This is a genomic window from Paenibacillus sp. F024 (assembly GCF_057814255.1).
On record NZ_JBVASZ010000009.1, the window covers coordinates 119,963 to 145,644 of the forward strand.

The following is a 25,682-nucleotide window of genomic DNA, read 5'->3' on the forward strand; positions in this document are numbered from 1 at the left end:
AAACGTGATGAGCCTCAAGTGGAACCGCTTGGCTGTAATGACCAGCATTGTGCTTGCCGTGCTGATTTCCTCTATGGATACGACCATTATGAATACGACGATGCCTTTAATCGCCGAAGAACTTGGGAATATCAAGCTTTATGCGTGGAGCTTCGCTTCTTATATGATTATCTGTACAATTGTGACGCCGCTTAGCGGACGGATTTCAGATATATTCGGACGGAAAAAGGTGCTGGCCGCAGGAATCATCATTTTTTTGCTGGGCTCCATTTTGTGCGGAATGGCTTCTTCGATGCTGGAGCTGGTCCTGTACCGCGGCGTGCAAGGGCTAGGGGCCGGAGCGATGATCGCTTTCCCGGCCATCATTGCCGGCGATTTGTTTTCCGTGGAAGCCCGGGGCAAAATCCAGGCGTTTTTTACAGGCATGTGGGGATTATCGGCTATATTGGCACCCCTTTTGGGCAGTTTGTTTATCGAGCATTTATCATGGCGGTGGATTTTCTACATCAATATCCCGATTTGTCTGGCCTCCTTGCTGCTGTTGATTCCTTATCGGGAAGTCTATCAAGCCCGTAAAAGCACGATCAATTATACGGGTTCGCTTTTGTTCGGGCTGGGCATCGGGCTGCTCCTTCTCAATACGGTGGTGACAGAAGGCTATTTGCTGTATACCTTGCTAGGCCTGCTGTTTATGGGGCTTTTCATATGGAATGAGCGAAAGCATCCGTCCCCTATCGTGCCGGTGGAGCTGATGCGAAACGGGACGGTCGCGTGGATGAACCTGAACGCCTTTTTGACCTGCGCGGCTTTATTCGGAGCATCGAGCTATATTCCATACTATTTGCAGCATCAGGGATATTCCGTCTTTATGAGCGGATTGGCGTTGATTGGGATGTCTATCGGTTGGAGCCTCATGGGGGTACCCGCAGGCAAATGGATTCTGAAATACGGATATCGTCCGCTGCTTGTGATAGGTAACGCTCTGTTGGTGATGTCCGGCCTGCTTCTGTTATTTTTACCGGATCAGGGAGGCTTCTGGTTCATTAATATTGTGATGCTGCTGCAGGGGATGGCCTTCGGATTGCTGGTTACCGTCTCCGTTATCGGCTCACAGCAGCTCGTCGATGCCCATCAGAAGGGAATCTCCACCTCCCTGCAGGTGTTTGCCCGTAATATCGGGACAGCGGCAGGGGTGACGATTATGGGGGCGCTGCTGACAACTGCTCCGGAATTTATGACCGGGATGCATCGGCTGTTCCTTTATGGCTTCATTGTCGCGCTGGTTGCGCTGGCTTCCACTCTGTTTTTGTTCCATAAGCGGGAAAATGCAACGGTTCCGGCCAAATAGCTGGGTGAACTCTAAGTTAAGAAGGGCTGTACCCGTTGAAGAACTCTGTGTCGTTAAAATGTCGGATCGAATAGCCGTTATTAAGACAATAGACCGGCCCTCCATAGAGGATCGGTCTATTGTCGTTAAGTTTAACTTTATAGGTTAATCGTCATCTTCCTTTTTATCCTTCTTTTTATCCTTCTTCTCTTCCTGGTCCTTCTTTTCATCGCGTTTGGGTTTGCGATCTTCATTACGATACATGTTCTGCCATGCGGACTGTTGAGCTTGCCTTTGGGCCTGCTGTGCGGCGAGCACTTCCTGAGGGACGGGGAACGGATTGACCGGCACATCCTTCAACGCCCGGGTCATGATCTCACGGAAGAGCTGGGCAGGCACTGCACCGCCCGAGGTTGTGAGGTAATGCTTCTGATCGGTTTGGTCATAGCCGAGCCAGATGGCGGCGGTCAGCTCGGGCGTGTACCCTACGAACCAGGCATCCTTCGCTCCATTGGCGCCTATACTTGCAAATTCAGGTGTAGCCGGAAGCTGGGTCGTACCAGTCTTCCCTGCCGTAGGGCGTCCGTCAAGCAGCGCAGCTGCTCTCCCCGTTCCGGCAGCCACCGCTTCCTGCAGAAGCTGTGTCAGCGTATAGGCGTGAACGGGAGCCGTTAGCGTCGTCGGCTGTGGCTGGGCCTCGATTAGGGGCTGCCCGTCTTTGGTTGTGATCTTTGTGATGGCATGGGCCTGCTGCATTACCCCTTGATTGGCGATGGCACCGTAGGCCTGTGCCATCTGCAGCGGGGACACGCCCCCGGAGAGCCCCCCGAGAGCCAGGCTCAAGTTGCGGTCCTCCCCCGGCAAAGTGATGCCTGCACGCTGTACATAGTCCATCCCCGCGTCAATACCGATCTCGTTGAGAAGCCAGACGGGAGGGATGTTCCATGAACGCAGCACGGCTTCCCGCAATGTAACCTGCCCGCGCGTCTGTCCATCCCAGTTTTTAGGCCGGTAGCCTCCGATGTCGAGCTCTCCGTCGTAAAGCCACGAGTCGGGCGTGTAACCCCGTTCGAGCGCAGGGCCGTAGACCGCAAGCGGCTTGAAGGAAGAGCCGGGCTGGCGTTTCAGCTGCGTAGCGCGGTTGAAGCCGCGATAGACCTGAGACCCGCGTGCCCCGACGATCGCACGGATGCCGCCGGTACGATGATCGAGAACGACGATTCCGCTTTGAACAGGCCGATCTCCCGGACCCGGCGGAAACAGCGCATCGGTACGATACACCTCTTCAGCAGCCTTCTGCACCTTTACATCCATTGTTGTATGAATGCGGAGGCCAAGCGTCAGCACTTGCTGCTCCGTAAAGCCGTACAGCTTTTCCGCCTCGTCCATCACATAGTCGACAAAGGAAGGATACTGACCCTTGAGCGATTCTCCGTTGTCTGGTTTGAGCGTAATCGGCTGTTCTACGGCCTTGGCATAAGCAGGCTCGTCAATAACCCCCTGCTCCAGCATCAGGGAAAGCACCAGGTTGCGGCGTTCCAGAGCCTTATCCGGATTTTTGACAGGAGAGTAGAGTGTCGGCGCTTTAGGGAGTCCTGCAAGTACTGCCGATTCCGCGAGTGTCAGCTCTTTTACCGGCTTGCCGAAATATTGCTGAGCCGCTCCTTCCACGCCCCAACGTCCTTCGCCGTAATAAATGCTGTTTAAGTACAGCTCCAAGATTTCATCCTTGGTATAGGTAAAATTGATTTTGATGGCGTAACCCAGTTCCTTCAATTTACGACTTATTGTTTTATCCGAATCCAGAAACAGGTTTTTGGCCAGCTGCTGTGTAATCGTGCTGCCGCCTTCCTTCAGTGAGCCCGACTGCAAATCGCGGATCAGCGCTCTCCCGATGGACCAGACATCGAATCCCGCATGTTCATAGAAGCGGCGGTCCTCTACGGCGATCACTGCGTTCTTGAGGTCCGCCGGGATATCCGCAAGCGGAACAGGGATGATGCGGGAGGAGGAAAGCTGGGAAACCGGCTGTCCGCCGGCATCCATAACGAAGCTCGGCTCGGGGAGAGGGTGCTCCAGCTTGCTGATGTCCAGGCCGCGAACCCAGGATGCGAATAAGCCGAGGGAAGCTGTGCCGGCCACAAACAACAGCAGAACACTCCAAAGCAGGATCCGGCGATTGGGCCTCCAGTTCCGGGATTTGGCAGCTTTAGGCGGTGAGGATATCTCCGCTCCGGCGACCTCCGACTTGAACGGCTTCTGTTCCGGCTTTCCGGCAGCAGTTCCAGGGGGGCCGCTTATACCCGGTGCTCTTCCGGACGCTTTGCCCCATGCGGCGCGTGCGGCCTGAAGCGCGTCCACATGGGTGCTCCCGGGTGAACCGTGCAGACGCTGCTTCACGCCGGACGGCTCTTTGGGGGACACCGCCGGATTCGAATGTTTAGAGTTTCTCCTCAACCAGCCCCATAACGGAGAACGTTTCATCTCTATCTATACCCCCTTTTAGCTCTGTTAACGTATTCGCAGCCAGCCCCCTTTTTAAGCTGGTGGTCAAGCTAAAAAAAGAGCCCCGGGCCGGTATCGCCCGGACGGGGCTCTTTGGTTTAAGGCTAAAGGCTTTAATCGTATTGCACCGGATCCGGAATCATGCCGCTTTGACGTACCTGTGTGTTTGTAGGCAGCTTGGCCATTGACTTGCCAAGGCGTTTGACTTCTTCTTCATTGTTTGCCATGGTGTTCATCGCCTCGTCGATGGGAGTGGATTTGCTCTTAGCTGATCCATTTTCCAAATATTGCCTCAGCTCGGACAATATTTCCTCTGCGGCTGCGGACACCGATTCAGAAACAGGCTCCTTGCAGACAAAGCCGGCAGAGCTCAAATCAACCTGCGTTTGGCCGTTTTCCAGAGTACGGGTATTTAGGCAAAATGGATATTCCTTCATCGTTACAGGCTCGCGGAATTTCAATTCGTACTGACAACCGTCCCGGGAGCCGGTTTCCTTGAACCCCATGGCGGTCAGGGTATTGTGTACATGGGCAAACGGCTTTGTAATCGTCGGCAGCGTTTTTTTACGTGTCATGGTTAACACTCCTTCGACTTTTAAATTAAGTAAGGCAAAAGCACATCACACTTCCGTGTACCCTTCTATTACCCCTATCGAAAAACCTTGAAACAGAATTACGGAATTTTTTTGAAACCGGAAATCGGCATGATATAATAAGGCAGTAAAAAAAGCCAATGATATCCGGAAGTAGGGTGTTCATGCGAATTAATAAATTTATCAGCGAAACCGGTTTTTGTTCCCGCCGGGAAGTAGATAAACTGATTGAAGCCAAGCGCGTGACCATTAATGGTCAATTGGCGGAGCTGGGCAGTCAAGTGAATGAGGACGATGAAGTACGGATTGACGGGAAAAGAATAGGGGCTAAAAAGAAGCATGTATACATCGCCCTGAATAAACCGGTCGGCATCACCAGTACGACGGAACGGCATATCCGAGGCAATATCGTAGACTTTGTAGGGCATCGTGAGCGGGTCTTTCCGATCGGACGGCTGGATAAGGATTCCGAAGGGCTTATTTTGCTTACCAATGACGGGGATATCGTCAATAAAATATTGCGTTCGGAAAACGAGCATGAAAAAGAATATATCGTTACGGTGGACAAATCGATCACTCCGGTATTTGTACAAGGGATGTCCAGCGGCGTCCGCATACTTGGAACCGTAACGAAACCATGCCGGGTCACGCGTTTGGATGATCGTAAGTTCCGCATTATTTTAACCCAGGGACTTAACCGGCAAATCAGGCGGATGTGCGCAGCTTTCGGTTATGAGGTGCGAAGACTGAAAAGGGTGCGTATTATGAATATCAAGCTTGCCGATTTGCCGTCAGGGCAGTGGCGCGATCTCACGCCCGATGAGCTTAACGTTTTATTTCGTCAGATCGGGCATGATGCACACACGTGATTCAAATGCTGAATTTGTAGCCGACTCCGCGTACGGTATGTATATATTTGGGGTCGCCCGGATGCTCTTCGATTTTTTTGCGGAGATTGCTGATGTGGACAAGCAGGGTGCGCGTATCCCCGTTGCTGTCGACGCCCCAAGTCAGTTTATAGAGCTTCTCCAGCGGAATGACTTTCCCGGGAGACCTGGCCAAATGCAGAAGCAGATCGAATTCTTTGGAGGATAGCGGTGCCAAGGCGCCGTTTACTCTTACGGTACGGCTTAATAAATCGATTTCAAGTCCCGGAAACGTAAGGTGCTGGGACTCTTCTTTATGCTGCTCGAGCAATTGGCTGCGGCGCAAATGGGCTTTGACCCGCGCAACCAGCTGCCCCGGACTGAACGGCTTAGTGATATAGTCGTCACCGCCGATGCTAAAGCCAAGGATGATATCCATATCCTCGCTTTTGCAGCTCAGAAACAAGATGGGAGTGCTGTATGATTTGCGGAGCTGTCGGCATACTTCAATACCGTCCATCTCCGGCAGTAAAATATCCAGGATCACAAGCTCCGGGCGATGCTTGTCTACCATCTCCAGCGCTTCGGCACCGCTGTTGGAGCACAATACCTCATAACCCTCCTTGCGCAGGTATAAAGTGATTAATTCTATAATTTCGTCTTCATCATCAACGATTAAGATTTTTTCTCCAGCCATGCTTTCTCCTCCAAACTTGTTGCGGACGGACTTAACGTATAATTTTCCGTTTCCAGAAAATACACTGTGAGATAAAATAGGTTATAAGAAAACCGCTAACGGGGCCATTCAAGGATGAGCGACCGCGATGAAAAAGGGTTTTCTTGTAATAAAGAAAGCTTTCAGCTTCGCTGAACATGTATACTTTCTTTTTCGTTAAAAAGAAGCCAGTATAGTGATTGGAAAGAAGTGGTATCGATTTCCAAATATCCTCTTTATTATAAATGGTTTTGGGCTTTCATTTCCATAGTTTTATGGACGGGTTTGCTTCTTGGGTGCGGCAGTGCGGACTTCGGAAATCCCAAAGAAAAGCCCCGTGCGGTGCAAGGGGTGATGGATCTCAAGGATTACCGTTTTGACAAAAGCGGGACCATACGGCTGGACGGCGAGTGGGACTTCTATTGGGGTGAGCTGCTTGGCCCGGAACAGCTGAACTCATCGAGTCCGGAAACAACGGACAACCAGGTGACCATCCGCCTTCCCGGGTCCTGGAACGGTCTTCCCGTCAACGGGGAGCGGATCGGCGGTTCAGGCTCTGCGACTTACCATCTTCGGGTGAAGCTGGACGAAACAGAGTCTGTCATCGGTATGCGGATTCCATATATCCGTACAGCCTATAAAATATGGGTAAACGGCGTGCTGTCAGGCGAAAGCGGCGAACTGGGGCAAGACCCGTACTCGTCCAAGCCGATGTACACCCCTCAGTTGATCCGAATAGATCACCAAAGCTATCCTATGGACATCGTGATCCAAGTGTCCAATTATCATCATCGCTTGGGAGGCATTTGGAATCCGATTGAACTGGGCGAGCTGGAGCGTTTGGAGCAGGAATCGAGGGCGGATTTAGCCTTGGACATGCTGCTGATCGGCAGCTTGCTCTCCATGGGGCTGTATCATATCGGGCTGTTTGCTCTGCGCCGTAAAGAGCTGGGTCCGTTTTATTTTGGACTATTCTGCGTTCTTATCGGTATTCGAGCCATGTTTATCGGCACAGGCGCAATGTATTATTTTGTACCGGGCTTCCCTTGGCTGACGGCGCTTAGGCTTGAATATATATGCTTTTATCTCGGTGTTCCGGTCATCATGATGTTTGTTCGTTCTTTGTATCCGAATGAAGTACATCGGGGGTACGTACGCTTAGTGCAATGGCTCGGCTTGCTATTTGCCGCGGCGGCACTTTTTTTGCCTCCCCCATGGATAACGTTTACGGTTCCGTTGTTTCAAGCGGTCACGTTATTTGTATGCGCTGTATTGGTGCTTGGCATCTACCGGGCGTTCCTTCGAAAAAGGGACGGTGCGCTGTTCGCTCTGATTGGCCTATGGGTTTATATTCTTACTGTTATCCTAGATATTCTATATTATAACCAATGGATTACAATAGGTGAAGTTTCATCCTACGGGCTGCTGGTATGCGTGTTTATGACGGCGTTTATTTTGAGCGTAAAGTCGGCCAAGGCTTTTACGGAGGTGGAGACGTTATCGAGACAATTCAGAGAGCTCAATACCGGTTTGGAGCACAAAATACGCGAACGCACGGCTGAGCTGGAACGGATCAACCGCAGCCTGGAGAAGATGAACGAGGATCTGGGAAGGATGGAGACATCGCGCCGGCATTTGCTCAGCAACATATCACATGATTTGGGGACGCCGATGACCTTGATTCAAGGGTATGCGGAAGCCTTGATTGACGGCGTGGTGACCCAGCCGGAGCAGCGGCAAAAATATTTAAAGCTGATTTTGGGCCGCATTACCGGCTTGAACCGGTTGATTTCCGATTTATTTCAGCTCTCCAAGCTGGAGGCACGTCAGTTGAATTTCAATATTCACTCCGTGGGCACGGACGAATTGATCCACTATTTCGATGAGCGTTACGAGCTGGAGATGGCAGACGCCGGGCTGCGGTTTGAGACGGTCACTTCTTCGTTTGGGCCTGCGGTTAGTTCTCGGAGACTGGTCAAAGTCGATCTTGACCGAATCGATCAGGTGCTCACCAACATTATTTACAATGCGGTCAAACATACGCCGCCAGGCGGTATGATCCAGCTTCAGTTCATCATCGACGAGCGATCGTTAGTGGTTCGAGTACAAGATAACGGCTCCGGGATTGCTCCTGAAGATTTGCCTTACGTATTTGACCGTTTCTATAAAAAGGACAAGTCGCGAAATACGGCGGGAGGCGGAAGCGGCCTCGGACTTGCAATCGCCAAGGAGATCATCGAATACCATGGAGGAAGGATCTGGGCGGAAAGCCGGGCTGGGCAGGGCGCCTGCATTGCGTTCACGCTGCCGCTTGTGAGTTCCAGCGAGTGAAGTGATTGGCATGCACAGCCCATAAATAACCGTTATACTTCGGGCATCGGCTGAAGCCGCAGTACCGAATCGCGGTATCCCGTAGGCGATGCTTGGTAATGCCGTTTGAACTGTTTGGAGAAGTAAAGCGGATCCTGGAAGCCAACCGACGAGGCGATCTGTTCCACGGTAAGCTCCGGCCTTTCCCGGAGCAAATGGCGTGCCTTATCGAGCCGCAGCTGCAGCAGGAACGATACGGGAGTCAGCCCGGTATGCCGTCTGAACAGCGTGGACAGATATGCACGATTGTAGCCCAAGGTTTCGGCCATCAGCTCGATGGTGATCGGCTCGGCATACTGTGCGGTCAAGTATTGCAGCGCCTGTTGTACTGTCTCCTCTCCGCCCGTGACTTGGCGGGGGGCGCTTGCCTGCTGCGGACGAAGTGCTTGGGCATACTCCGCAAACAGCAGATGAAGGATGCCGTTGGCTTGGAGATTGGCACCGGCGCTGCGGGATTGAAAGGCGAGCCGGATCCGGTGGAACAGCACGCCGATGTTTCGTCTGCGTCCGGTGTGGACGACGGGGGCAAGCGAGCTGAGGCCGATCTCTTTCAGCATGGCGGCCGCTTGAGAACCTTCAAAGGCAATCCAGCGGTAATGCCAAGGCTCATCCCAATCGGCTGCGTAGTGGATCAGCTTGCCCGGCTCGATCAGGAAGCTGTCGCCCGCTCCGAGCTGATAGGTTCTCCCCATACAAGCGTATGTGCCTTTCCCGGACAAGATGTAATGCAGGAGGTAGTAGTCGACGACCTTCGGACCCGGTTGGTGTCCGGGCTTGGTTTGGCTGTCGCCGGAGAACAATACCTTGAGCGGGCTGCCCTCGGGAGCGGCCTCCGGATTCGATACAACGTAATAGCTGTCTTTGCGTTGGGCCGATGAGGAAACAGGCATAGACAGGCGGTCCTCCTTTTCTATGAAAGCCATGGTATGCGGCGGATCCCCCAGGCCGGCTTCCGTTAAAACCGTCTACGGAAAGGTGGTGCGGTCACTCATCCTTGAAAGGCCTCGCCAGAGGTATTCTGATACATATTGTATAGGATTAAATTATACCATGTCATGGGCAGCGGACCCAGTAATAAGCTAACATTTATCCATGTTATGCTCACATCCTTCCATAGTGCCGGCAGAACCGTATGCGTTATACTTGATGTACAGATGATCAGAACAAGAGGGAGATTTTCCAATATACTATGGTATACGAGGTGAAGCCCTGAATGACGGAAATTCAAGCTTTGCAGGAGCGGTTCGTGAAGATTTACGGGGCAGATCATTCCTATCCTATACGAGCGTTTCACGCTCCGGGGCGAGTGAATTTGATCGGTGAGCATACAGATTACAACGGGGGCTGCGTGTTTCCTGCGGCACTCACCTTCGGAACGACGATGCTGATTCGGAAACGGGATGACGACCAAGTGGGGTTCGCTTCAATGAATTTCCCTCTCCGCAAACATATTTCCATTAGGGAATTGGCCTACGATCAGGAAGACGGATGGATCAACTATCCCAAAGGCATTATTTGTGAGCTGAAAGCAAGGGGCGTACCGGTTGGAGGTTATGACCTCCTGTACAGCGGCGCCATTCCTAACAGCTCCGGGCTGTCTTCCTCTGCTTCGATCGAGGTGGTGACGGCCTACGGCCTGCGGACCCTCGAAGGGCAGCCCGTGGACAAGGTGGAGATTGCTCTGCTGTCACAAAAGGCGGAAAACACGTTTGTGGGTGTACAATGCGGGATCATGGACCAATTCGCGGTTGCGATGGGGAAGAAGGATCATGCCATTCTTCTGATGTGCGATACGCTGGAATATGAGCATGTGCCGTTCCAAAGCGGCCAATATAAGCTTGTGATCGGCAACACCAAGAAAAAGCGCGGTCTTGTCGATTCCCAATATAACGAAAGACGCGTCCAATGCGGGCAGGCGGTGCGTGATTTGCAGGCGCTGTATCCGGCTGTTACGCTGCTTGGACAGCTTTCCTTGGAACAATTCGAGGGAGCCAAGCTCCTCATTCAGGATGAAACCGTCAAGAAACGGGCGCGGCACGTAGTAGAAGAAATCGATCGTGTACTGCAGTCCATTCAGGTGCTGAAAAAAGGTAATTTAACCGCATTCGGCAAGCTTATGACGGATTCTCACCGCTCGCTGCGCGATCTGTACGAGGTGACGGGCTTTGAGCTGGACACGATGGTGGAGGCGGTGCTGAGCATTCCGGGTGTGCTCGGGTCGCGGATGACCGGCGCCGGCTTCGGCGGCTGTACAGTATCGCTTGTCCATCGGGACAGCGTTGAGCGGTTAATCGAAGAAGCCGGTCGCAAATATGCTGCAAAAACCGGCTTAAATCCGGAATTTTATGTCTGCGACATTGGAGACGGAGTCAAGGAAGTTTAGAGAAGCGGCCTATTTGAGGAAATCAAAGGAGAGAAACGGCGATGGCTATTTTGGTGACTGGAGGCGCGGGCTACATCGGTTCGCATACGGTAGCGGAGCTGCTGGCTAAGGAAGAAGAGGTCGTGGTAGTTGATAATTTACAGCAGGGGCATCGCGATGCGGTGCTTGGCGGCAAGCTGTACGTAGGGGACATTCGGGATGCGGAGTTTTTGGATACGGTATTTCAAGAAAACGACATTGATGCGGTGATTCACTTCGCAGCCAATTCGCTTGTTGGCGAGAGCATGCAAAAACCGGGAAAGTATTATCATAACAATGTGTACGGAACGTTGTGTCTTCTGGAAAAAATGAACGAATACGGCGTGAAAAAAATCGTTTTCTCCTCTACCGCAGCCACCTATGGAGAGCCGGAGAACCTTCCGATTCTCGAAACCGACCGGACGCTGCCGACCAATACCTACGGGGAAACGAAGCTGGCCATGGAAAAAATGATGCATTGGTTCGATACGGCCCACGGAATCAAATATGTATCGCTGCGTTATTTTAATGCCGCAGGCGCGCATGAAGGGGGCGGAATCGGCGAGGATCATTCCCCGGAGACGCACCTGGTGCCGATTATTATGCAGGTGGCGCTGGGGCAGCGGCCTCACATTTCCATCTTCGGCGATGACTACGCGACGGCTGACGGAACGTGTATCCGCGATTATATTCACGTGACCGACCTTGCGGATGCGCATATTCTTGCGGTGGAGAAGCTGCGCCGCGGCGGGGACAGCAGCATCTACAATCTCGGTAACGGCAGGGGCTTCTCGGTGAAGGAAGTGATCGGCATCGCGCGGGAAGTGACGGGACATCCGATTCCTGCCTTTATGGAAGTGCGCCGTGCCGGAGACCCGGCCATCCTCGTGGCTTCTTCGGAACGTGCGAAGGGCGAGCTGGGTTGGAGGCCGAAGCGGGACGACCCTACACAAATCATCGCCTCGGCGTGGAACTGGCATCGGAACCATCCGAATGGCTACGGCAAATAAGACGGGACGGCGTAACCAATAGACAAAAGGGGGAGCGGTGGCAATGGAGAACAACCAACAAGTAACGGGCTTGAATACCCCTGACCGGAAGGCAGCCTACTTGGTGGAACGCCTGCTCCAGTTCGGACAGGTGAAGAAGCTGCTCGAGCCGCTGGATGTTTATGCCGCGCGTAACGGATTGCTGGATCTGCTCCGCATTAGCGAGCCTTACGTGGGAGAGCTGACGGAGCCTGCGGCGGATCGTCCTGCGGAGCTGCTTGAACCACTACTGGATTATGCCGCTGAAACGGGAATCTTGGAGGATCCTCATACGACGCTGCGCGATTTAATGGATGCCCGTATCATGGGCCAGCTGATGCCGCGGCCGTCGGAGCTGGCAGACCGGTTTTGGACCATGGCGAAGCGGGACGGCATAGAGCAGGCAACGGATTTTTTCTATCATCTGTGTATCGATTCTAACTATATTCACATGGATCGGATCCGTAAGAACTTGTATTGGCTTGTACCGACCGAGTATGGAGAGCTTGAAATCACTGTGAATCTCTCTAAGCCGGAGAAGGATCCCAGAGAAATCGCCATGCTCAAAAACGCCCCGCAAAGCCATTATCCCCAGTGTCTGCTCTGCATAGAGAATGTGGGTTATGCGGGCAGGCTGAATCACCCTGCAAGGCAGAACCTGCGGGTTATTCCGCTGGAGCTGAAGGGTGAAACATGGTATTTCCAATATTCCCCTTACGTTTATTATCATGAGCACAGCATTATTTTCGACGGGGAACACCGGCCGATGAAGACGACAACGTTGACCCTTGAACGGCTGCTCGACTTTGTCGACCAGTTTCCGCATTATTTTATCGGCTCAAATGCTGACCTGCCGATCGTGGGGGGATCGATTCTGAACCACGACCATTTTCAGGGCGGACGGCACCGGTTTCCGATGGAACGGGCGGAAGTGGAGGAAAGCTTCGGCCATCCGGACTTTGCGGGAGTGAAGCTTGGTATCCTCAAATGGCCCATGTCGGTCATCCGCATCTCAAGCTGTAACCGGCCGCTGCTGTTAAAGCTTGCGGCTATGATTTTGGAGAGCTGGAAAGCTTACAGCGATCCCTCGCTCAACATTGAAGCTTACTCCGAGCAGCGGGATGCAAAGGTGCCGCACAACACCGTCACTCCCATTGCCCGCAAAAAATCGGACGGCACTTACGAGCTGGATCTTGTTCTGCGCAACAACCGAATCAGCGCGGAGCATCCGGAAGGGATCTTCCACCCGCATCGGGAGCTGCATCATATCAAAAAGGAAAACATCGGCTTGATTGAGGTTATGGGGCTAGCCGTGCTCCCGGGCCGTTTGAAGGACGAGTTGGATCTGGCGGCGAGATGGCTGACCAAAGAAAACGCACTGGACGATCGTATGACTCTGGACCCCGGGCATCCGCTTCATAAGCATAAGGATTGGCTAAACGAACTGATCGTACGCTATGGCACGGTACTGTCAGACGAAGAGGCTTCAGCAGTGCTTCGGGATGAAGTCGGCCGCAAATTTTCGGATGTGCTGCAGGACGCGGGCGTATATAAGCGCGATGCGCTTGGCCGTCAAGGCTTCCGACGTTTTTTGCGGTACTTGGGAGTTCAGTTATAAAGCTGCTGCCTGATCGTTATTCATGACGATCAGGCTTTTTGATATATCGGATCAGCAGATTTTCTTACATAAATATGTAAAAAAATCATCCAAAAGTCCTAATATATGTTATAATAATTAACACATATAAAAAAGTAGGTCTTAGGATGGGGGTACATCATGTTTGATTGGTTAGGCTTTCGCAAAGGGCTGCCGCTGTGGTGGTCCTACCGATTGAATCGGGTATTGAAGGATGATGTAGAGAACATCTTCGAAGGGATCGCCAGCACACGAATGGAGCTATTGATCGCCTGGACGAATGAGTATTGGGGGCATTTGGATCGGCTGCAGGACCAATTGGCTTTGGGGGATGGAGACGTCGATTCATACGAACAGCTGAGCCGCGCCCAGGGGTGGGACAGGCTGTTCGCTTCCGTACATAACCGCGCTCCCGATTTTTCCGAGATCTTCTTTTTAGACGCAGCCGGCAGGGTAGCGTTTTCAACCTATCAGCCCCACCAAGGCAGACAGTATGACCAGCACAGTCAGATTCAGTCGGGGCTCCAGTATTCACGCGATGTGCGTGAAGGACGCAAATGTCTGTTTGGCCCGTATGCCGACCCGCTCACGCTCGAGATCGGTCCTACCACATCATCGTTTCATGATCAGATGACCATACTTTTTATCAGTCCGATAGTGATGGAAGGCGAGTGGAAAGGCACGCTATGCGGACGAGTACCCAACGACGTCATAGGGGATTTGATTCAACGGGAGTCCGGTCACGTGTATCCGGATTCGGGAGATAATTATATTTTTATGGCGCAGCCGTCGCTGCAAACGCATATTGTACCTGGAACCGCACTTTCGCGAAGCAGATTTGAAGACCGGACCTTTACCCACGGCGAAAACTTGAAGGACGGCGTGACGACGGATTGGGGCAAGGTTACCGTCAAGGAGCATACGGAGCTTGAGCTGATGTTTACGGACCCGGCTACAGGAGAGCTGCATCCCGGTGTAATGAACACGATTCGTAACGGAAGCAACCTGTTCGTGGAATTTCCAGGTTATTCCGATTACAGGCACATTCCGGTCATCGGCAAAGGAATTACGTTTCAATTGCCTCATTGTCCAGACCAATGGGGAATGATGTGTGAGGGAGATTTGGAAGAGGTTTACCGTATACGCAGCATGAACTGGAAGCTTTTTAAGCTCCAACTGCCGGTCACAGGAATCTTGGGATTGCTTGCGGCCTTACTCGTCTATTTGCTGTTGGTTAGCGGAATCTCGGCGGTGTCGGCCACCGTGCTGGTCGGTGCTTTTCATATCCTTGGGGGACTGATCACCGCATGGATACTGCACCGCAATGGTACAAAGCCCACAACCGAGCATCTGAAGCGAATTAACCGGTTCATCCGGATTAATGCTGAAGGAAAAGGGGATTTGACACAGCGCCTGAAGCCGGATACGTTCGATGCCGACGAAACCAGGGAGCTCGCCAAATGGATCAACAATATGATCGATTCGCTGGAAGGGATTATGCTTAAGGTGAAGCAAGCATCCGCCGACGTGCTCGTCAGCCAGCGGCACTTGAATGCTTCGGCGGACTCGACTGCGGGATCGACCGAACGAATGAGCGATAAGATTCATGATATGCTGGACAGTATTCGCAAACAGCTTAAGGACATCGATGTGGCCAAAGACACGGTAGGCGAGATGAAGGAGACCTTGCGGGTATTGGAAGAAAAGGCATCGCAGCAAATTGCGGTGGCGCAAGGCGAAGTAAACCGCATCGGTGATAAAATGGGCCAGATTTCCAGCAAAGTAGCCGATACGAACCAAACGATCACTACATTCATGAACACGACGCAGCAAATCAAAAACGTGCTGCAGGTGATTGAAGGAATATCGGCGCAAACCAATCTGCTGGCTCTGAACGCATCGATTGAAGCTGCGCGTGTAGGTGAGCATGGCCGGGGCTTTGCGGTTGTAGCCGGGGAGATTCGTAAATTGGCGGATCAGACGCGCCTTTCCACCTCCGAAATTAATGAAACGGTACAATCGATTTACCGTAATGCCTCGGAAGCTTATGCATCGATGGAGGAAGGGACGAAGGTCGTCGAGGAGGGCAGGCTGCTGGTGGCCGCAGCTTCGGAGCTGCTGGGCAGTGCCTCCAATGAAGACTCGCTTAAAACGCAGGTCGTTGAAGAAGTGGTCGGACTGATGGAGAGCATTGCCGCCGTAAGTATGGAAAACCGTAAAATATCGACGGAAGTGGAAGGTAAAGTCAAGGAGCTGCTGACCGATATTGTTCAGGTACGACAAACTTCTACCCATGTGGAAGCTATTACCGCATTCCTGCAGCAGCTCGTAAACCAGTTCCAATTGACGGAATCGAGAAAGTGATAGAAAGGGATCATGAGCAAAACCGTAAGCCTATGAGCTTGCGGTTTTTGTGTATGATCTCTGGCATCATTCGATATGAACCAGAACTTTGAACGGCTTACTCATCCAATATGCTTGGCTGAAAACGCTTGCGTCGCTGAGCTGGAAGTGACTTCAACGATTTTCAGGTTATTAAAGCAAAGGCTCAATCGCTTCAGTGCCACCTCCGCTTGATCACGGGTCATCGGTTCTCCGAGTATTTTTCCTTTGTAGCTGATGGCGTAACGCATTCGTTAACCTCCATTTATAGAACAAATCCCGGCATTTCAGGATGTTGTTCTTGTTTACTCTACGTCATTTTACGTAGGATTTGCGCATCAAGTTATCTATAACCGCAATTGCGGCTTTTTGAAACACGTTCATTTAAAAATTTTTTGCGGTAAGAACATCTTTACCGAACAGAGAAGCTCACGGACTGACATTCGAAGGGTAGCTGTTACGAATAAAACATAAAGCCATCTCCCCCAGTTCCAAGGAATATCCATATTATAACATGAGGTCTAGAGATTAGGGTAATCGGCGGGGAAAATCGACATATTAAATCCATATCCATTATATCTGTCGATAGGAGAGAGAAAAAAATGAATATTCGAACCGCTGCCATGCTCTGTGCGGCGCTTGCCGCCGGACTGGCACTTGGTGCGGCGAGAGGGACAGCCACTACCCCGCAAATCGATCGGATCATGACCTTCGCCGTACTCAGCGACATCCATATCCAAAGCTGGGACAAACGCGCCATACAGAAATTCGAACAAGCGCTCGAAGATCTTCACCATATGGTTCCCCAAGCTGAGGCGCTCATGATCAACGGAGATCTGGGCAACGGAAATCCTGAGGATTACCGCACGCTCGGCCAAACGTTAGGTAAGCATTCTCATCCTCGGCGGATTTGTTATACCATTGGCAACCATGAGTTTTACCGCATGTGGCATGACCGGCACGGCCGTTGGAGTCCGGGCACATTCCCCAACGGCGAAACGGATACGGCCGCCAGTCAGAGATTTTTGAACTTCATCGGGGAGCCTAGGGTTTACTATGAGCGGCAGATTCAAGGCTTCCGGTTTCTGTTTCTTGGAACGGAGCGTTATAGACAATCGGATCCGACGGTGGAAGAGGATGCTTTTTTATCCGTTGACCAGCTGAAGTGGCTGGAAGAGAAATTGCGGGAAGCAGACTCCGAAAGAAAACCGGTGTTCGTCTTTTTGCACCAACCGCTCCCGAATACGGTATCCGGGAGCGGCCGGGAAGGGAGCGGGAGAGGCGTAGTTCAGCATCAAAAGCTCAAGGAGCTGTTGTCTTCACATCCTCAGGTCATTCTGTTTTCGGGACACTCCCACCGGGAACTGGCACAGCCGCGGACCATTGTGCGTGACGGCTTCGTGATGGTGAACAGCTCCTCTGTCCGTGAACCCTCGCACAAGGCGGGACCTTACACGTTCAAAGAAGGAAGGAGCGAAGGGCTCATCGTCGACGTTTATTCCGACCGTGTATCGATCCGGGGGCGTGATTTCGGTCATAGGAGCTGGGTGCCGGAGGCCGTTTATACGATTCAATGGACCAACCCGATGCATTCTTCTATTAGCATGCCGGATGGTCCATTGTGATGCCGTTTACTCCTCCATTTGTGTTTTATGTGCGGTTTTGGGCTCAATTTGAATATGATCGGATCGGCGGGTGATTTCTTCTACTTCGATCCCATTTTTTTTAAGGGTGGCTTTAATGATCTCCTCATCCTGTGCAGGGAAAATGTAAGCCGGCTGCCGCTGCGTGTGCTGAAGCAGATGTTTTGCAACCTGCAGCAGCTTCTCCATGGAAAACGGCTTGCGCAAAAATTTCTCGATATCTTTCTCATGGTAGTTTTGAGGCGGCTCCAATGCGGTGGAAACAATGACCGGCGTGAGATGAGTTTTGGGATGACGGTATAATTCGGCCATAAAATCCCAGCCATTCATCGTGCCTTCCAAATGAATATCGACGATACAAAGCAGCGGCGCATGATCGCGAATCCGGTGCAGCGCAATGATGCCCTCTTCTGAAGAACGGACATGCATGGTCGGAACCCGCAGCTTGCTGAGCGTTTCCCCGATCAGTTTGGCTAGGTTATCGTCATCCTCCAGAATCATGATGCTTCCTTCGGCACTGCGGATCTCATAAGCTGTAAGCTCAACGGTGAATGTGGTGCCTTGACCCATAGTGGATTCATAAGAGATCGTTCCTTGATGCGCTTCGACGATTTCCCGGACAATGGCAAGCCCAAGACCGGTGCCGCCGATTTGCCTGCGGTCGGTATTGTCGACCCGGTAAAACTTGGCAAACATGTTGTCCTTCGCTTCATCCGGTATGCCAAGCCCGTAATCCTGAATGAGAATACGAACCTGGCTCCCGTCCTGTTCCAATGTCAGATCGATCTGTTCGGAACCCGGGGAATATTTGATGGCGTTGCTCACCAAGTTATGGGCCACCTGCTTCATCCGGTCTGCGTCCGCATGAACCCATACCTCATGGCCCGGCAAATGAAGTCTTATATGATGGTCCTGCTTTCCCTGCCACTGTTCAGCGACTTCCCGGAGCAGGCTTTGAAGCTCGACAGGAGCAAAATGATAGGTCTGCTTCCCTGCATCCATGCGCTGCAGATCCAGGAAATCATTAATCAGCGTGGACAGACGCATCGCTTCATTATAAATGGTTTGCAAATAACGTTTCCTTTTCTCAGGGGTTAATTCGCGATGCAGCAGGATTTCGATAAATCCGAGAACGCTGGCCAGCGGCGTACGCAGTTCATGCGATACGATGCTGACAAATTCGTCTTTGATTTCGTCCGCCTTTTCCTCTTCGGTACGGTCGCGGAAAACGAACAGGAAGCCTTGCTCCTCCTGACGGTGATCACCGACCTTCGTTACGTAAAGCTCCAGATGCTTTGGCTGGTTATCTGGCGAGAGGAACGAGAAGCGCTCGGTCATCCTGTCCATATCGCCGCGCAGCAGCCCTTGAATCGATTGAAAAACGGCGGAAAAACTCGGTGTGGTGTCCAGTATGGTTTGGAAAATGGTTGTGACGGGGACACCGCTTTGACGGTTGAATGGGAAAAAGTCATCCATCCGATGGTTGGCAAATATCCACTGCCCCCGGGCATCGCACATCATCATCCCTTCATGCGTGGATTCCAGGATGTTCTCAATCAAGTCGTGCTGCTCTTCAATCAAGCCTTTTTCCTGCTGAAGCTGCTCGCTTTGCTGCTCCAGCCGTATGGATTGCCGCCGTCTCTCTTCATTAATTTGTTGGGCGAGAAAAGCAAGCTCGAATTGACGGATCAATCCTTTGGTAAGACGGGCTCTGGGGTCGCTTTGCTCCGTTGCGTATCCGGTAAGCAGCAAAAATCCGACGGGTTCATGTTGATCATTAAAAAGCGGAAAATAGCGGTCGATCGCGTGCTCGAGCCCTTGATGGAAGCCTCGCTCCTGTTGTGTCATATCCCTGATGGAGGTCAGCGCCTGTTTTTCCGTCAGGACCCGCAGTGCGGGTCCCGACAGCTCGCTCTCCCGTAATGACGACAAATGGGAAGGATATCCTATGGAGTACAGTACCTCATATACAATTTCCTTTGCTTCCGGATCCGCCGATTTCATGACAAGCATGGCGGAGTCATGCTGCAGCGAGTGAAGAAGAGCGGGAACGGAGGAAGCCAGAAAATCTTCCATGCTGATGGAGCCGGTCAGCTTTTCTTGATAATTCGTTATCGCCTCCAGCTCAAGCTCGCGCTGTGAGAGCTTTGCGAGGATCGCTTCCTGCTCCTCCTGCTGAGCGATAATTTCCTCGTTTTGCGCTTCCAGGTTTTCCGCCATGATGCGGTAATTCTCTTCGCTTCTGCGAAGCGCCGCTTCCGCGCGGTTGGCCCTGTTGAACATGAGGATGGATAGTCCGCCGATCACCAGGGCGGCGCTTCCGCCAAGTGCGATGACTACTCGGGCGATGGTCTCTGCTCTATGAGCGGAATCGTAGGTCTGCCTAGCAACTTCATCGATGGCAGACGTCAGCTTCGTATGGATTTGACGGTAACGGTCCATCAGGCTTTTTCCGTAAGCGATCCGTTCTCGCATGAGGTCCAATTGTCCCTTTTCTATCAGGTTGATTTGACTGCTGTAATGATCGAGAAGCAGCTCGATTTGCGGAATGGCTTCGCTCGCCATCGCGCTGTGCAGACGAGGATATTTTTGCTCATAGATTTGCATTTCGGCCAGAAGCTTTTGAAGCTCAACTTTGCCTGCATCGTAAGGCTCTAAATACATCGGTTCACTGGTGACCTCGTATCCGCGTAAGCCTGATTCCATGTTAACCAAGGTGATCAATAATTCTTCTGCAAGATTCGATAAAGGGATGACCTCATTGACGATGGAATTCAGTCTAGATTCTGTGTTTCTGGAGGCAATGAAGCTGGAGATGCTGACCAGTGCCAGCAATGCAAGGATACTAGTGATATAGGCCAGAGAAATTTTCGATCGAGTCATATTCATAAAGGGTCCGCCTTAGTGAAATGATGGCCAGCCGTTGATCTGGCTGAATCTAACTATTCGACAAAGTACGGCACGCTTCCTTTCTCGGTATTTCGTGTTTACAGTTCAAAATGAAAAAATGCTGCCCTTCGGCTTCTCGCCTATCATCGCTTTGAAGGCTGAGAAGCAAAAGAATTTTGGAGATAGATACCGTTCGCTGTAAAGAACAGTATGTGACGAGCTTATATGAAGCGGCCTTCACCCGCCAATTGGACGAACGGGAAGCGGATGCTTATCCGGGATGGAGAAATAACATCATCGCCGTCATCGTCTTGATACTGCAGCGATAGGATGAGGGACCGGATAACCGGTCCTTCAGGTTTACCTATCGACCCACTCGCTGCGCAGTGAGAACAGATCCTTGAGATCCTCCGTCGATAACTCTGTAATCCACTGCTCGCCGCTGCCTACGATTTGCTGGCTGAGCCCCATTTTTCTATCGATCATCTCGTCAATACGCTCCTCCAGCGTACCCAACGTGACGAACTTGTGCACCTGCACATGGCGGGTCTGTCCAATCCGGAAGGCGCGGTCGGTCGCTTGATTCTCTACCGCCGGGTTCCACCAACGGTCAAAGTGGAACACATGATTGGCAGCCGTGAGGTTGAGGCCCGTACCTCCCGCTTTAAGAGAAAGCAGGAAAATGCCTGAATCGGAGGTGTCCGGCTCCGCTTCATTTTGGAAGACCTCGATCATCCGATCACGCTCCGCCTTGGAGCTTCCGCCATGGAGGAACGGGACTTTGACACGGCATTCTTCTTCGAATACCCTCTGCAGCAGCAGACCGCTCTCTACAAATTGGGTAAAAATGAGACATTTATCGCCTTCCTGCCGCAGCTCCTGGACCATCTCCAGCAGTCTTTCCACTTTGTTGGAACGTCCGCGCCATGGCGGCCGGACCGATTCTTTGGCGAGCAGGGCGGGATGGTTGCATATTTGCTTGAGCTTCGTCAAAGCTGCCAAAATGATGCCCCGGCGTTCCATCGGCGACAACGTATCGATGCGCTCGAACATGTCGCGGATATAATTTTCGTAAAGTGTGGCTTGCTCCGTAGTGAGTGAGACGTATGTCTTGTACTCGTATTTTTCAGGCAAATCCAGCTGAATCGAAGGGTCCTTCTTTACCCGCCGCAGAAGGAACGGACGGATGAGCCGCTGTACCTTGGCGATGAGCTCTTGATCCTGGGTCCGTTCGATGGCTCCGACATACCGCTGTGTGAAATCACGCAGCGTTCCAAGGTAACCGGGGTTCAAAAAATCAAAAATCGACCACAGCTCGGTCAGCCGGTTCTCAATGGGGGTACCGGTCAGGGCGATCCGGTGCCGTCCCGTCAGCTTCCGGATGGACGACGCCTGCTTCGTATACGCATTCTTGATGTTTTGGGCTTCGTCCAAGCATATGGATTCCCAATGCAAGGAGGAGAGCTCCGCTTCATCGAGGTGTGCCAAGGTATAAGTTGTCAGCACAAGGTCGCTGCCGCGGCAGCTTTCCGCGAAATGCCCGCCTTTGGCACGTCCCGGACCATAATGCAGATGAACCTGCAGATCGGGAGCAAAGCGTTGGAGCTCCTTCTGCCAGTTACCCAGCACGGAGGTAGGGCAAATGAGCAGGGAGGGAGACGGCTCCGTCGTCCTCTCAGCCAGATGCTTCTCCTGCAGCAGGAGAAGATAAGTAATCATTTGAATCGTCTTGCCTAAGCCCATATCGTCGGCTAGACATCCGCCCAAGCCGCATTGCCGCAGGAACATGAGCCACGAAATTCCCTCAACCTGATAAGGTCTCAAGGTCCCGCGGAAGCTGTCGGGGGGTTCGATGAGCGGCGGCCGCTTGGCATGATTCAGAAGGTCGACCAGCTCCTGCAGCTGATCGTTGAGCTCGACCTCCATCTTCAGAGAGCGGTGGAATTGCTTATCCTCCTCGCCGTCGCTCGTACCCAGAAGATGCAGCTCCAGCACATCCCGCAAGGAAAGGCCTTGGTTCTTTTGGACCTGATGCATCACGCTTTGAAGCTGGGCGAGATGGACGGGATCCAGCTGTATCCACTGGCCGCGGATTTGCACCAATCTGCGGTTTTGTTCCAGCAGCTCGCGGAATTCTTCTTCCGTCAGCTCGATGTCGCCCAGAGCGATTTTCCAGTCGAACTGCATAAGCTGACCGAGACCGAACATCGGCTGAGGACCGGCACCTACCGACGACTTGATTTTCGCCTTGAGGCGGGGCCGCCATTTGCTGATGCGTTCCCACCACGCCGGCAGGAATACGGAGTAGCCGGCCTCTACCAGACGGAGGCTGCCCTTCACGAGCAGCTCCCATGCTTCATCTGGCGTCAGTAGGCTGCGCAAGCCCTCCTCTCCCTCGGAGAGAAAGGGAAGCATGCGCCGCCATATGGCGGTGTCGCGAACAACTCGCCCGAGATAGTCACGCCAAGCCTCGGGAACCCCGGCGGTTGCTGCTTCATTCGTCTCCGCGGCGGCCCAAGCCGCGACGGCGGAAGGCTCCACCTCGTACTGCACGTCTTTGTCCCCGCGGTCCTGCAGCACGACGCGCAGCGGCCAAGCGCCCCCGGAAGCCGCGGGCTCCTCAAGCCTCAGGCATGTTCGAAAAGGCGTCCCGTCAGACTGCCAGCCGATGGAGATCAGCCAATCTTCCTCGTCCATCCACAGATCGGCGGCCGATTTGCCGCGGGAGAGCAAGGGCAGCGAGCGTTCGAGCTGCTCAAGGCTTTGACGCATCACTCCGTCCGCTTCAATCCAGGCAGGAATGAGCTGATCCATCCACGGCTCCGCCACGGGGGAAGCGACCAGAGCAGACGCTTCCTCATCGAGCTGGAGCTTCCAGCCCAGCGTCCCTTCTTTCCACTTGGCGAAATCGGGCATGAAACGGCCCTGCATCAGTGCCTCTTTGACGGCCGGAGCCAGCTGCGTCAGCTCTTTCAGCTCGCGGCTGAAGTTCAGACGCTGATGAATCACGGTGCTTGGCGCAGCCAAATAATCCAACGCTTCCAACGTCGGAAGCAGTACGCCTTCCATATTCATCAATTCGGTGACCTCAATGAACGTACCGTAAAAGGAAGGAGCATGCCAGGCAAACAACCAGTCCCGCAGGTCGTAAGCGTCGCAAATGCCGCCGTTGTGCCGGGCGCCCCAAAGGAAAAATCCGCCCTGAGGAGCCCATCGCACATTCACGCTGATGCTTCCCGTATCGATCATGGAATCCATTTTCCTTTCCTCAGCTCTTCTTGCAGTGCCCGAAGGCGGGAGTGTTTTACGGCAAGCCGGTAGATGAAATCCTCCCATTCCTTCAGTCGGTCCAGCTTCTTATATAAAGTGTTCAGCTTTTTGAGCAGCATGGTTGCGGTTTTATAGGCGGTGCGGTTCTTCTCGGCAATGCACCGTTCCACTGCCTGGTGATATAACGGCAGTACAAGCGCCGGGTTCTGCTTCTCCACGGTTTGCAGATCGACGGAGTACAGGTTCATCGGGGAAACGCGATTGGAAAGCTGCAAATCGATCCATGCTTTATACCGCTGAGCCTTCAGTAAGTAGGCCGTGTAGAAGTTGTACGTGCGCGGCAGCAGAGCCACCATGACGCCCACCCATTCCGAATCGTCGGTCTGCCGTCCCGCAGCTTCCATCCAATACTGGCAAAACTGCCGCAATTCCTCCTGCTGGGCGCGCTGTACCACTGGCAGCAGCCACCGGAGCCAAGCCAGCATACGGTCCCACTCCTGATTTTCGTAACAATGATGCAAATAGAGAAAGAAATCCCGCGCTTCACGCTTGCTGAGCTGCTCCATTTGCCGCCTGGCTGCTTCGTCTTTTCCTTCGACGACGGCAAAATGCGCATCGGCCATCAGCAGCGCATCCCGGCGCTTGGGCATCAGTTCCTTGGCTTTTAGCATGCGCTGCAGCCGGTTCCGTTCCTCCGAAATCCATGAAGCGTGGTTTGCCATGCGCCACCAAACGCTGCGGTATACGGTAGGCCAGGATAAAGGAGAATCCTTCCCGGACAGAGCGGAATCGGCAATCAGGCTTAGCGTTTCTTTCCACTCCGCGGCATAGCCTTGCGTCAAGGCTTCCACATCAAGCGCGGGTGTTAGGCGAAGCAATTCCTCCTGACACTTCCTCCCGACCGTTCTACAGCCGGTTTCAATATAATAGGAGAGATAGGATGTTTTCGTCTCTTGATAAAACTGCTCGACCTTCCGCATGATGAACAGCAGCAAATGCAAAGAGTAAAGCTCCTTAAGGGGAGACTTCCAATGCTCGCCGTAGGGCGCTAGCTTTTCGTTGACCGCGCTGTGGAACAGCTCGATCGAATGCTGCTGGGACAGCGAGAAGCCGTAAAACTGCTGGTCGAAAAACCGCTGCCACTGCGCCGGACTTTGCTCCGCTGCGGGCGGCTCGATCCGTTCCTGCTGCCGTTTTTCCGCCGCACGGCTGACCGACCGCGTTTGCTGCTGCCTGCTGCGAACCAGAATAGCCTGCTTCAGCTGCTGCAGGAGAAGCTCGGGCCTCGCGTAAGGAGCATACAGGGCAAAGACGACCGCCGCCATGTGCTCGCAGTTTTTGGCGGTGGAACAACTGCATTCGCTTTTGCCGAAGTGGTCTATGTCGAGGATGACCTCGCAGGCCTTCGTCCCGCGAACCAAGGCATGCACTTCCACACCGTGCTTCAGCTCGAGTCCGGTCACACGGCCTTTGTGGAAGTACTCCCATCCGTGTTCGAGCCGCGCCAGTTCAAAATCGTTTTGCAGATGCCGCGTAAGCTCTTGTATTCGGTTTTTCGGAATCTGCAGCTTGAGCATGTTTCGCCCTCCGCCTCATTTGTCTATCCTTATAGTGTACCAGATTTTGCTTGCGAATGCGCAGGAATTTGGTTCTGAGCGGAGTTTTTAGTTGGGCCCTTACAGGTTGCGGCCGTATGGTTTTTCTGGGTACAATGAGGCAAAAGGGAAATTACCGCGCGAAAAGGACGGGTAGCCATGGGGATTAAATTCGGAAGGGAATACAACGACATCATTAACGACTTTACCGATGCGCTGCAGGGTGTCGAAGGCTGCTGCGATGTTCTGGAGATGTCGGCGGAAGAGTGGAACTTCATGGGCGAGGCGGAACAAAGGGAATGCTTGAAGACGTTGGCGGACGACCTGTTCTACGGATTGGGCGTAGAGACGCAAATGAGCATCGGCAATTGCATGGTAACGCATGATCCTAAACGGCATCTGATCCGCATTGACCAAGGAAATGCATTTACAAGGGTCATCCATTTGGTATAGGGGGGATGG

18 protein-coding genes are annotated in these 25,682 nt (G+C 52.8%); 10 read left to right on the top strand and 8 right to left on the bottom strand.

Going from position 1 to position 25,682, the window contains the following annotated elements; translation table 11 throughout:
* Positions 1-7: 7 nt before the first annotated feature.
* The gene (locus ACZYR9_RS11800; protein ID WP_488978684.1) at positions 8-1,348 is read left to right on the top strand and encodes an MFS transporter; all 1,341 of its coding nucleotides are present in this window, start codon (positions 8-10) and stop codon (positions 1,346-1,348) included.
* Positions 1,349-1,492: 144 nt separating this feature from the next.
* Here the strand turns inward: ACZYR9_RS11800 and ACZYR9_RS11805 are convergent, their stop codons facing one another.
* The gene (locus ACZYR9_RS11805) at positions 1,493-3,811 is read right to left on the bottom strand and encodes a transglycosylase domain-containing protein (protein WP_488978685.1); all 2,319 of its coding nucleotides are present in this window, start codon (positions 3,809-3,811) and stop codon (positions 1,493-1,495) included.
* Between the two features lie 134 nt (positions 3,812-3,945).
* Positions 3,946-4,407 (bottom strand): hypothetical protein, encoded by a 462-nt coding sequence (locus ACZYR9_RS11810; RefSeq protein WP_488978686.1) that lies wholly within the window; start codon positions 4,405-4,407, stop codon positions 3,946-3,948.
* A 182-nt stretch (positions 4,408-4,589) separates the two neighbouring features.
* Here ACZYR9_RS11810 and rluF point away from each other — a divergent pair, with 182 nt between their 5' ends.
* The gene (rluF, locus tag ACZYR9_RS11815; RefSeq protein WP_488978687.1) at positions 4,590-5,294 is read left to right on the top strand and encodes a 23S rRNA pseudouridine(2604) synthase RluF; all 705 of its coding nucleotides are present in this window, start codon (positions 4,590-4,592) and stop codon (positions 5,292-5,294) included.
* Between the two features lies 1 nt (position 5,295).
* Here rluF and ACZYR9_RS11820 read toward each other — a convergent pair whose 3' ends face one another.
* Positions 5,296-5,988 (bottom strand): response regulator, encoded by a 693-nt coding sequence (locus tag ACZYR9_RS11820; RefSeq protein ID WP_488978688.1) that lies wholly within the window; start codon positions 5,986-5,988, stop codon positions 5,296-5,298.
* A gap of 372 nt (positions 5,989-6,360) precedes the next feature.
* On the opposite strand from ACZYR9_RS11820, the gene ACZYR9_RS11825 reads away from it, so the two are divergent.
* Complete coding sequence (locus ACZYR9_RS11825; RefSeq protein WP_488978689.1) at positions 6,361-8,337, top strand: sensor histidine kinase; 1,977 nt, start codon at positions 6,361-6,363, stop codon at positions 8,335-8,337.
* A 32-nt stretch (positions 8,338-8,369) separates the two neighbouring features.
* On the opposite strand, the gene ACZYR9_RS11830 is transcribed toward ACZYR9_RS11825, so the two are convergent.
* The gene (locus tag ACZYR9_RS11830; RefSeq protein ID WP_488978690.1) at positions 8,370-9,266 is read right to left on the bottom strand and encodes an AraC family transcriptional regulator; all 897 of its coding nucleotides are present in this window, start codon (positions 9,264-9,266) and stop codon (positions 8,370-8,372) included.
* A 323-nt stretch (positions 9,267-9,589) separates the two neighbouring features.
* Between ACZYR9_RS11830 and ACZYR9_RS11835 the strand changes: the two genes are divergently transcribed.
* The 4 genes from ACZYR9_RS11835 (at position 9,590) to ACZYR9_RS11850 (ending at position 15,805) form a co-directional block, all read left to right on the top strand.
* A complete protein-coding gene (locus ACZYR9_RS11835) occupies positions 9,590-10,759 on the top strand; it encodes a galactokinase (RefSeq protein ID WP_488978691.1) in 1,170 nt (389 codons plus the stop codon).
* 41 nt (positions 10,760-10,800) lie between these two features.
* Positions 10,801-11,787 (top strand): UDP-glucose 4-epimerase GalE, encoded by a 987-nt coding sequence (gene galE / locus ACZYR9_RS11840; protein ID WP_488978692.1) that lies wholly within the window; start codon positions 10,801-10,803, stop codon positions 11,785-11,787.
* Positions 11,788-11,830: 43 nt separating this feature from the next.
* Positions 11,831-13,423: a UDP-glucose--hexose-1-phosphate uridylyltransferase gene (locus ACZYR9_RS11845; RefSeq protein ID WP_488978693.1), complete on the top strand. Its 1,593-nt coding sequence runs from the start codon at positions 11,831-11,833 to the stop codon at positions 13,421-13,423.
* A 159-nt stretch (positions 13,424-13,582) separates the two neighbouring features.
* Positions 13,583-15,805 carry a methyl-accepting chemotaxis protein gene (locus ACZYR9_RS11850; protein ID WP_488978694.1) on the top strand — a complete coding sequence of 741 codons (2,223 nt, stop codon included), beginning with the start codon at positions 13,583-13,585 and terminating at the stop codon, positions 15,803-15,805.
* 101 nt (positions 15,806-15,906) lie between these two features.
* Here ACZYR9_RS11850 and ACZYR9_RS11855 read toward each other — a convergent pair whose 3' ends face one another.
* The gene (locus ACZYR9_RS11855) at positions 15,907-16,074 is read right to left on the bottom strand and encodes a hypothetical protein (RefSeq protein WP_488978695.1); all 168 of its coding nucleotides are present in this window, start codon (positions 16,072-16,074) and stop codon (positions 15,907-15,909) included.
* A gap of 351 nt (positions 16,075-16,425) precedes the next feature.
* Between ACZYR9_RS11855 and ACZYR9_RS11860 the strand changes: the two genes are divergently transcribed.
* Positions 16,426-17,448 carry a metallophosphoesterase family protein gene (locus tag ACZYR9_RS11860; RefSeq protein ID WP_488978696.1) on the top strand — a complete coding sequence of 341 codons (1,023 nt, stop codon included), beginning with the start codon at positions 16,426-16,428 and terminating at the stop codon, positions 17,446-17,448.
* Positions 17,449-17,454: 6 nt separating this feature from the next.
* On the opposite strand, the gene ACZYR9_RS11865 is transcribed toward ACZYR9_RS11860, so the two are convergent.
* Positions 17,455-20,355 carry an ATP-binding protein gene (locus ACZYR9_RS11865; protein ID WP_488978697.1) on the bottom strand — a complete coding sequence of 967 codons (2,901 nt, stop codon included), beginning with the start codon at positions 20,353-20,355 and terminating at the stop codon, positions 17,455-17,457.
* A 176-nt stretch (positions 20,356-20,531) separates the two neighbouring features.
* Between ACZYR9_RS11865 and ACZYR9_RS11870 the strand changes: the two genes are divergently transcribed.
* Entirely contained in the window at positions 20,532-20,684 is a 153-nt protein-coding gene (locus ACZYR9_RS11870) for a hypothetical protein (protein ID WP_488978698.1), read from the top strand.
* 31 nt (positions 20,685-20,715) lie between these two features.
* On the opposite strand, the gene ACZYR9_RS11875 is transcribed toward ACZYR9_RS11870, so the two are convergent.
* Positions 20,716-23,613 carry a DEAD/DEAH box helicase gene (locus ACZYR9_RS11875; RefSeq protein ID WP_488978699.1) on the bottom strand — a complete coding sequence of 966 codons (2,898 nt, stop codon included), beginning with the start codon at positions 23,611-23,613 and terminating at the stop codon, positions 20,716-20,718.
* Positions 23,601-25,202: an SWIM zinc finger family protein gene (locus tag ACZYR9_RS11880; RefSeq protein WP_488978700.1), complete on the bottom strand. Its 1,602-nt coding sequence runs from the start codon at positions 25,200-25,202 to the stop codon at positions 23,601-23,603. Before ACZYR9_RS11880 ends, ACZYR9_RS11875 begins: the two co-directional genes overlap by 13 nt.
* A gap of 177 nt (positions 25,203-25,379) precedes the next feature.
* Between ACZYR9_RS11880 and ACZYR9_RS11885 the strand changes: the two genes are divergently transcribed.
* Positions 25,380-25,673, top strand: coding sequence for a hypothetical protein (locus ACZYR9_RS11885; protein ID WP_488978701.1), 294 nt, complete (start codon positions 25,380-25,382; stop codon positions 25,671-25,673).
* Positions 25,674-25,682 lie beyond the last annotated feature (9 nt).